Source organism: Variovorax glucosi (assembly GCF_051216695.1).
Taxonomy (GTDB): Bacteria; Pseudomonadota; Gammaproteobacteria; order Burkholderiales; family Burkholderiaceae_C; genus Variovorax.
This window is the reverse complement of record NZ_JBPJZE010000206.1, coordinates 1-1219: the sequence shown is the minus strand read 5'-3', so window position 1 is coordinate 1219 and position 1219 is coordinate 1. Positions and strand designations below refer to the sequence as shown.

At 62.9% G+C, this 1219-nt stretch carries 1 protein-coding gene; it reads left to right on the top strand.

Annotated elements, in window-relative coordinates:
• Position 1 precedes the first annotated feature (1 nt).
• The coding region (locus ACSFA3_RS24310; protein WP_435507944.1) for a YqcI/YcgG family protein at positions 2-1219 on the top strand (1218 nt) is incomplete at its 3' end.

Sequence of the window (1219 nt, the reverse complement as noted above, 5' to 3'; positions counted from 1 at the left end):
AATTTCTGATGACTGCATTCCACCGCGTGCCAAGGTCGCGGCCAATTATCAAAACAGCCGCCTTGCACAAAACGAAGCGCGCGATAACGGTTTTGATATCGCAATCATCCTGAATAACAGGGGCAAGGTGTCCGAAGGCCCGGCGGCGTGCCTTTTCATCATCAGGGATGGCGTGCTCATTACGCCTCCGACATTCGCCGATATCCTGGAAAGCCTGACCCGCGACACGCTGATCGTGCTGGCCAGGGAAAAATTGGGGCTGCAGGTCGTGGAGCGCGAAATCGATCGCACCGAATTGCTGATTTCCGACGAAGTCCTGATGTGCGGCACCCTGTTCGAAATACTCCCCGTGACTTCCGTCGATCGCCTGCCCATCGGCGACGGAGAAGTGGGGCCCATCACCCGCCAGCTGCAGGCGCATTACCTGAAGACGGTGACGGGCGGATACCCCGAATATTCGTCCTGGTGCACCGAGGTGGCTGCGCCGCCCGCGGTGCTTCCACCCAAGGTCACGCTGACTCACCGGGAAGCCATCGAGTGGGTGGACAGCGCCGACAACGCCTACCCGTGGGCCAAGGCGAGCCTGGAGGACTTCAGCGGCTACCTGCGGGAGCCGAGCAAGTTTCCATGCAACTTCGCGCGCACGGCGTTCCGCACGAACACGCTGCATTTCGTCTTCGCGGGCTCCGACACCGATCCACTCGAACTCGCTCGCGTGCGCCAGGGGCTGCGCGAATACCTGAAGACGGTTTCGGTGATGACGGGGATCGAGGAATCCATGAACGTGCTGGTGATCCTGTTCAAGCCCGAAGCACAGGAGCAGCCGCTCGATCACTACTACCAGACCGCGGGGCACATCATGCAAGACTGGGTCGACAACGATCCCGAACCGTGGCCGCCCGAGATTCCCACCGACCCCGAGCAGCCGTTCTGGAGCCTGTGCTTCGCGGGTGTGCCGCTCTTCATCAACGTCAGCGCGCCGGCGCACCGGCACCGCAAGAGCCGCAATCTCGGTCAGTCGCTGGCCATGGTCACGCAGCCGCGGGCGGGTTTCGATCTGCTCGCCGGCCCCACGCCGGAGGGCGACAAGGTGAGGCAGCGAATCCGCCGGCAGGTGGAGCTGTACGACGGGCAGCCGGCGCCGGACGTCGTCGGCACCTATCACCGGGGCGACCTCGAGTGGAAGCAGTACGTCTTCACGGACACCAACGACGAGAAG